The following is an 8,193-nucleotide window of genomic DNA, read 5'->3' on the forward strand; positions in this document are numbered from 1 at the left end:
ATGAATTATTTGAAAAATTAGATTTAGTTGTAGATTGTACACCCGGAGGCATAGGTGCACAAAATAAAACAGATATCTATGAAAAAATTGGATTAAAAGCAATATTTGAAGGTGGAGAAGATCATGATGCTATAGGCTCCTCATTCAATGCTGAAGCAAATTATGCTGATAATATAGGTGAAGATTATGTACGTGTTGTATCATGTAACACAACAGGTTTATGTCGTACATTAAAACCTATCTATGATATTTCAGGTATAAAAAAAGTTAGAGCAGTAATGGTACGTCGTGGAGCTGATCCATCAGATGTTAAAAAAGGACCTATAAACAGTATTGTACCTACAACAGAAGTACCATCACACCATGGACCTGATGTACAAACTATTATTGATGATATTAATGTAATGACAATGGCATTACTCGTTCCAACAACACTTATGCACACTCATAACATAATGGTTGAATTAGAAGATAAAATCACAACTGATGATGTACTTGATGCATTTGAAAATGCACACCGTGTATTACCTGTTCAAAAAAGTCTTAAATTAGGATCTACTGCAGAAATAATGGAATATGCTAAAGATCTTGGACGTTCCAGAGGAGACATGTATGAAATACCAGTATGGAAAGAATCAGTCAATATAGAAAATGGAGAATTATTCTATATGCAAGCAGTCCACCAAGAATCCGATGTAGTACCAGAAAATGTCGATGCTATAAGAGCAATGCTTGAATTAGAAGAAGATGGTGAAAAATCCATATTAAAAACAAATAAAGCAATGGGTATATTATAAATTATACTTATTTCTCCCCACCATACTTTTTTTTAACTGATTCTATTAAATATTATTAAGATGCTTTTAAAAAATAATGTACATGAAAATTTGTTTATATTTACATAAAGAAAAATATAAGTAATCTATAAAAAATTAAAAAAAAATACAATCCCATAAAAAAATAGAAGGATATGATGAAATGTATACACAAAGAATCCTATTACATGGACACATAATTGATTCATTAACTCTACCTAAAACAATGGATACTATTATAGATCAAGGTGGAGACTATGAAATAGAAGAATTACAAGTAGGAAAACTTAAAACTGATAAAAGTACTGCTAAACTTATTGTTAAATCTGATGATGAAGAGATATTCAATAGAATTCTTGACATACTCACAGATTATGGTGCTGAACTTATTGAGGAAAATGAAGAAGTAACTCTTGTTGCATCACAAAAAGATAAAACAGTACCTGATAATTTCTATTCAACTAGTAATTACAATACTAAAATTAGATATGATGGAGAATGGTTAAATATTGATAATATAGAGATGGACTGTGTTATCTGTGTTGATACAGAAAATAAAAAAGCAACATGTAAACCATTAAATGCTGTTAAAAAAGGTGAAATGATAGTTACTGGAAGAACCGGAGTTAAAGTTACGCCTCTTGAAAGATCACGTGGAAAAAATACATTTGAATTTATGAACAGTGAAGCTTCAGCTGAAAAACCTACACGTAGTATTATTCATAAAGTAGCTACCCAAATGAAAGAAGTTAAAGATAATGGTGGAAAAATAGTTGTTGTAGGAGGACCTGCAGTTGTACATACAGGTTGTGCACCAATACTTGCAGATTTAATAAAAGAAGGATACGTTGATAAACTATTTGCTGGAAATGCTCTTGCAACCCATGATATTGAAAATGCATTCTATGGAACTTCTCTTGGAGTAAAAATGGAAACTGGTGAACTTGTTGCTCATGGACATAAACATCATATTTCTGCAATAAATATTATAAATAAAGCTGGAAGTATAAAAGATGCTGTAGAACAAGGTATCTTAAAAAGTGGAATTATGTATGAATGTGTTAAAAATAATGCTCCATTTGTTCTTGCTGGAAGTATTCGTGATGATGGACCATTACCTGATGTTATAACAGATTCACAAGTTGCTCAGCAAAGAATGAGAGAAGAAGTTCAGGATGTTGATATGGTAATTATGATTGCTACATTACTCCATAGTGTTGCTACTGGTAACTTAATACCTGCTAGAATAAAAAGTGTATGTGTAGATATTAGTAATGCTTCTGTAACAAAACTCTCTGATAGAGGAAGTGCACAAGTTATTAGTGTAGTAACAGATATTGGTTCCTTTTTACCAATACTTAAGGAAGAACTTAATAAATTAGAAGAATAATTCTAATTAAATCACCTCCTTTTTATTAAAAATATTATATTAAAAAACACGAAAGAACTTATTTTCCCAGTTTCATAATAATAATTTATTAAAAATAAAAAATAGCATTGAATATATTATAATTTAGAAAATTTTATATAGATTTTAATGTATACAATAGTAATAAGCCATTGAATAATAATTTTTTTTTAGAAATAATGAGGTGATATTATTAGTAAAAAAATTATGAAAAGAATATTTCCAATTTTTATAATACTTACCTTATTACTATGTATTAGTACAGTATCTGCAAGTGAAAATAACACCAACACAGATACTACTCAAAAAGTAGTTGATAATACTGTTAATTCTAATACATATACCACTATTGAAGATATTAAAACACAATCTTCAGAAAGTAAGTATAGTAAAACAGCAAAAGACGCAACGAAACAAGTTAAAACAGTTGAAGATACAAAAACATTAAAAACACAGGAAACCCATAAAATACAAAGCATATCTTCTAACAAAACATTGAAAACTGCTAATGTGAAATATTCAAAAATTTATGTAAGTACTACTGGAAAGGACAGTAATGCTGGTACACAAAATGCTCCTAAAGCTACAATTAAAAATGCATTAAAATCTGTTACAAATAAGGGAACGATTTATCTTAATAAAGGTACTTATTATGAAAATAAGATTTATATCAATAAAACTGTAGCTATTGTTGGTAGTGATACAAAAGGTACAATTTTAAATGGAAAAGGTAGCCATGTATTTACCATAGCTAGTAATATTAAAGTAAAATTTGAAAAATTTACAATCACAAATGCTAGTGATAAACAGGGTGGAGCAATATATAATAAGGGTTACTTGAAGTTACAAACAATGAAAATATCTAATTCAAGGGCCACTTATGGTGGAGCAATATATAATAAGAATGAACTTATTGGAATAAAAACTAGTTTCTCTTCTAATAAAGCTACACATGGTGGAGCAATATATAATACTGATTCTGCAAGTATGGTTAATTGTACTTATAATAAAAATCAAGCAACAAATATAGGTGGAGTAATATATTCAACTGGTAAAATTACATTACAGGGAAATAATCTTACTCAAAACTATGGAAGTGCAATTTACTTAGCTAAAAATAAACAGAACAATAAAATCACAAATACCCAATTTATATCAAATAATGGAGTACTTGGTGGAGCAATATATAATGATGGACAAATAAATATTAAAAAATCAACATTCCAATCAAACAAAGCTACAAAAAATGGTGGAGCAATATATAATAAAAATATATACAACAGCAGAAATTCAAAATACATTCAAAACACTGCTAAAATCAATGGAGGAGCAATATATACCACGAACAATCTATACATTAATTCTAATACATTTACTTCAAATAATGCAACAGGTAATGGAGGAGCAATATACAATACTGCAACCTTGAATGCCAAATCCACCACACTTCAATCAAATAGGGCTCAAAAGGGCGGAGCAATCTATAGTGCTAATGGTAAAGTGAATATAAATAATTCTATACTATTAAACAATAATAATGTGGATATTTATGCATTTAAAGGAAGTACTACAGCAAATTATAATTGGTGGGGAACCAACAGTATGCCTTCCTCACAAAGAAAAGTAAATGTAGTTACTAAGAATTGGATATACTTTAAAATATCTAGTCCTTCATCAAAATATATAAATGAAGTTTGTGAAATTACAACCACATTTAATAAAGTTTATAATGGAAAAACACTTACTGACTATAATACAAAATTATTACCTGCACTTCCTGTGAAACTCACAGTTAATGGTGGAGGTATAAATAAAATTTACAATTATAATGTTGCAGGTACTAAGAAAATATCACTTAAATTTACAAAAGAAGGAGTTGTTAACTTTAAGACATATACTCCAAATATCACAGTTAATGCTGCTACAACCATAAAATCTAAGATAACAGAAGGACCTGTTACTGGTGTATTCTTAAAAATGAATACTGATATTGACACTAATACTGTTAAAAAATGGGTTAATGCTGGTGTTACTGACGTATATGTTCAAGCAAAAGCTTCAACAAACGATGTAGTTCAACTGAAAAAAGTCATATCACTTTGTAAAAATACAAATATTCGAGTACATGCTTGGGTAATTTGTTTTAAAACATCAAATGGATTCAATATAGGATCTAGTCAACAAACATTAATAAAGAATTTTGTGGCCAAAGTTGTGAAAATACCTGGCGTTGATGGTGTTTGTCTTGATTATGCAAGATATAGTGGAACAAATCCAAGTATTGTTAATCCCAATATAGTAACGAACTTTGTAAAACAAATAAATAATATTGTAAAATCACATAATAAACAACAAAAAGTGTCTATGTGTGTATTTGCTGAAAAGTCTGGATCTAAAACTTACTATGGTCAAGATTATGCTGCACTTAGTCCTTATGTTGATGTTATGATGCCAATGGCCTATAGATATGATTATAATGCCGGACAAAATTGGTTAAAAAGTGTTACAAATTATGTTGTTAAAGAGGCAAAGTATTCTAAGGTTGTAACAATACTTCAAACATATATAGAAAAAGGTGGCAGTTATCCTAAATTACCAGTATCTTCTCTAAAATCAGATGCTAAAGTCGCAATGAGTGGAGGATCCTATGGTTATGCCCTCTTTAGAGAAGGTCTTATAAGTAGTTTTCCACCAGCTGCTAAGAATTTATAATAATTCTTATTCACCACCCTATCTTTTTTTTTAAGAAACTAGTTATAAATTATAAATTTACTAAAAATAAATTCACTTAATGTACATGATATGATATATATCTTTAATTATTCAAAACCACACACTTTTTATTAAAATAATTTTTTTATAAAAATAGTGAAATACTCATTTCATTATAAATAATCCTGTCTAAAATCATTTATTTACATAGTTAGTTTATGTAGAAAAAATAATCAAAAAATAATAGAAATAGAATCAACAAAGTTAAGTTGACTCTAATGTAACCATTGTAATTTGTGGTGTTGCCATGAATCTAAATGGAACCTTTCTTTCACCAACACCATTTGTTACAACAAGATATGCTCCACTATCTTCATATAATCCAGATAAATATTTGTGTCCCTTCTCAGATGGTTCAACCCATGGTGTATATCCAAATAAATTTACTTGACCACCATGTGTATGTCCAGATAATGATAAATCAATACGAGTATGATTTAATGTATCAAAATAATTAGGATTATGATGTGCAAGAATAACAAAATCATCATCTGCAGCACCATTTGTTGTTAAACGTGGATACTGGAAATCAGTTGATAAATCACCAACTCCCCCTAATCTTATTTTAGCACCATCTTTTTCAATCCACACACCCCTATTTCTTAAGTTTGTAATAGATGATGCATCAAGTGCATTGGATGTTGTATTTTTAGGATCATTATTACCCAAAACACCATACACGCCATATTTAGCCCTAAGATTAGATAAAATATCAATACATGACTGTACATCGTCCTTATTATCTGTAACATAATCTCCAACCATAACAGTTATATCTGGATTTTGTTCATTAGTTTTATTTACAACATAACTTACCCTATTCTCATCAACAAATTCACCATAATGAAAATCACCTATAACAGCAATGCGTGTTCCATTAAACTCTGGTGGAATTTGATTAGATTTAACAGTTATTTCATTAACTTCAAGTTGTGTTGGTTCTATAATCATTATTGCTAAAAATAAACAAAGAATTAACAACAATATCCCTACAATTTTTTTAAACATAAATATTATCACCTAAACTTCAATAACCATTTTGCTAATGGTTTTCCAATCAACCTTACAAATGCCATGATACAATCATATCCAAAGAATTCTAAGTCTGATTTTACATTCACCATTTCACGTGGAATATTAATTTTCTGTGGACATTTATCTAAACAAACACCACAATTTCTACATTTTCCTGCATAACTACCATTACCTCCTGCAAGTCCAGATAGTTGGAAATATTCTCCTGATTCTCCAAAGATATATTTATTATTATATATTTTAAAACATGCAGGAATATCTACACCATATGGACAGGGCATACAGTATCCACACTGGGTACATGGTATTTTAATGAGTTTATTATATATTTTTTTCACATTAGAATATGTTTCTAATTCCTCTAAATCTATACTACTAGGGGGTGTATCATTTGTTGTTTTGATGTTTTCATCAACTTCACATATTCTTCCCATACCTGAGAGTACACAAGTTACTTCCTTATGATTTAAAACCCAACGTAACGCCCATCGACTAGGATTATCTGTGATATTTGATTTATCCATCTTATTTTTAACTTCCATTGGAACATTATTTGCAAGTAATCCACCCTTCAATGGCTCCATTACAAAAACACTTACATCATGATCATAGGCATATTTAACACCTTTTGTTCCTGCTTGTGCATCATCATCAATAAAGTTGTACTGCAAAAGACACATATCCCAATCATAACTATCTATTATTTTTTTGAATGAATCATAATTATCATGGTATGAAAAACCTATATTTTTCACTTTCTTTTCTCTTTTTATTCTATCAAGAAATTCAAAGATATTATATTCCTTAAGTTGTTTAAATGCAATATAATTTAGGGAATGAAGATAATAAAAATCAATACATTCAACACCCAACTTCTCTAATTGTATATTAAGATATTTTTCCAAGTCATCCTCATTTTTAACAAACCATACTGGTAGTTTTGTAGAGATTAATATTTCATCACGTCTTTTTTCAAGAATTGATTTTAGAAAGGATTCACTTTCCCCATTATGATAGAGATATGCCGTGTCAATAAGATTTATTCCATTATCTATAGCATGATTTATTAGTTGTGTTGCTTCTTTTTTATCTATCATACCATTTTTTGTAGGTAGTCTCATGGCACCAAATCCTAGTGCTGAAACTGCAGTATTTGTTTTTTTAACTGTTCTTTTTTGAATAAATACATCCCCCCAATACATTTTTAGTTATATAATAATATTCTTATTTATTTACATTCTATATTAATATATTATTTTAAATGATATGAAACATATATTATATTGTTAAATAATTTTTAGAAAAAATATAGAAAAAATACATTATTATAATAAAAAGTAAATTAAATGGAGTTTTGATAGAATGGATATTGTTGAAAAAAGAATTCCTGACCAAAAAGTAGCATATGTACCACACATTGATAGTTTTAGTAAATTACCAGAATTTATTGAAGAAGTTGGTCAATTAATTTCTGAAAATAAATTAGAAGCAGTTGGTTTTCCTTATGGTTCCTATGATAATGATTTAGAGGAATATGCTGAAAATAGACAAATTTTTGAAGTAGGTATGCCTATAAAAGATTTTTATGCTGATGGTAAACCTGCAGGTCGTATTGGTAAATTAGGTTTAAAAGAACTTACAGAACACACAGTTCTTTCAGGAAAACATAAAGGATCTCATAAAAACTTCAATGAAACTGTTAAAAAAATAGTAAAATATGCTGTTGAAAATCAGTATGATATTGTAGGACCTATCACTGAAATATACCTTCCAGCAAATGAGAACACTCCTGTTGAAGAGATTGAAACAGAAGTTCAACTACCTGTTATTTACATGGGTCCAAAAAGAGATTAAATAAATCTCTTCTCTACTTTTTTTTGAATTGATTAGGAATATGCAACTATTGTGTTTTGGTGTTTTTCAAAATATTTCGTTGTCAGTTTATAAATATCAAATATTTGTTGATGTTTTATAACATGACTAAGAAAAATATATGAAATCATGTGTAAATAATTGTTATACATTCCTTAAACACGAAAAAATATTATAATATCAATAAAAATTAAAAATAATAATTATATCCATTATTAATTAAAAAAAAAATAGAAATAACCTTAAAAACACATTACTTAAAATAAAATTTCAATTTTAATAAAACTAAAA

Annotated in this window: 6 protein-coding genes; 4 read left to right on the top strand and 2 right to left on the bottom strand. The window is 28.5% G+C overall.

The genetic code is table 11. From position 1 onward, the window contains the following. From A9758_RS06080 to A9758_RS06090, 3 genes are all read left to right on the top strand, one after another. The coding region (locus tag A9758_RS06080; RefSeq protein ID WP_069776346.1) for a phosphorylating glyceraldehyde-3-phosphate dehydrogenase at nucleotides 1-797 on the top strand (797 nt) is incomplete at its 5' end. Between the two features lie 181 nt (nucleotides 798-978). Next, on the top strand, nucleotides 979-2,205 hold the full coding sequence (locus A9758_RS06085; RefSeq protein ID WP_011406923.1) for a TIGR00300 family protein: 1,227 nt from the start codon (nucleotides 979-981) through the stop codon (nucleotides 2,203-2,205). Nucleotides 2,206-2,430: 225 nt separating this feature from the next. Further along, a complete protein-coding gene (locus A9758_RS06090) occupies nucleotides 2,431-4,935 on the top strand; it encodes a hypothetical protein (protein ID WP_011406924.1) in 2,505 nt (834 codons plus the stop codon). A gap of 264 nt (nucleotides 4,936-5,199) precedes the next feature. Here the strand turns inward: A9758_RS06090 and A9758_RS06095 are convergent, their stop codons facing one another. Together A9758_RS06095 and A9758_RS06100 are read right to left on the bottom strand one after the other, a co-directional pair. Continuing rightward, nucleotides 5,200-6,003, bottom strand: coding sequence for a metallophosphoesterase (locus tag A9758_RS06095; RefSeq protein ID WP_011406925.1), 804 nt, complete (start codon nucleotides 6,001-6,003; stop codon nucleotides 5,200-5,202). 8 nt (nucleotides 6,004-6,011) lie between these two features. After that, entirely contained in the window at nucleotides 6,012-7,232 is a 1,221-nt protein-coding gene (locus A9758_RS06100) for an aldo/keto reductase (RefSeq protein WP_011406926.1), read from the bottom strand. 160 nt (nucleotides 7,233-7,392) lie between these two features. On the opposite strand from A9758_RS06100, the gene A9758_RS06105 reads away from it, so the two are divergent. Further along, nucleotides 7,393-7,884, top strand: coding sequence for a GyrI-like domain-containing protein (locus A9758_RS06105; protein ID WP_011406927.1), 492 nt, complete (start codon nucleotides 7,393-7,395; stop codon nucleotides 7,882-7,884). Nucleotides 7,885-8,193: the final 309 nt, after the last annotated feature.

The sequence above is a fragment of the Methanosphaera sp. A6 genome, assembly GCF_001729395.1.
GTDB classification, from domain to species: Archaea; Methanobacteriota; Methanobacteria; order Methanobacteriales; family Methanobacteriaceae; genus Methanosphaera; species Methanosphaera stadtmanae.

What these genes read in the sequence shown, in the direction of transcription:
- A9758_RS06100 (WP_011406926.1), bottom strand. Translation starts at nt 7,232, where the DNA reads ATGTATTGGGGGGATGTATTTATTCAAAAAAGAACAGTTAAAAAAACA.
- A9758_RS06085 (WP_011406923.1), top strand. Translation starts at nt 979, where the DNA reads ATGTATACACAAAGAATCCTATTACATGGACACATAATTGATTCATTA.
- A9758_RS06095 (WP_011406925.1), bottom strand. Translation starts at nt 6,003, where the DNA reads ATGTTTAAAAAAATTGTAGGGATATTGTTGTTAATTCTTTGTTTATTT.
- A9758_RS06090 (WP_011406924.1), top strand. Translation starts at nt 2,431, where the DNA reads ATGAAAAGAATATTTCCAATTTTTATAATACTTACCTTATTACTATGT.
- A9758_RS06105 (WP_011406927.1), top strand. Translation starts at nt 7,393, where the DNA reads ATGGATATTGTTGAAAAAAGAATTCCTGACCAAAAAGTAGCATATGTA.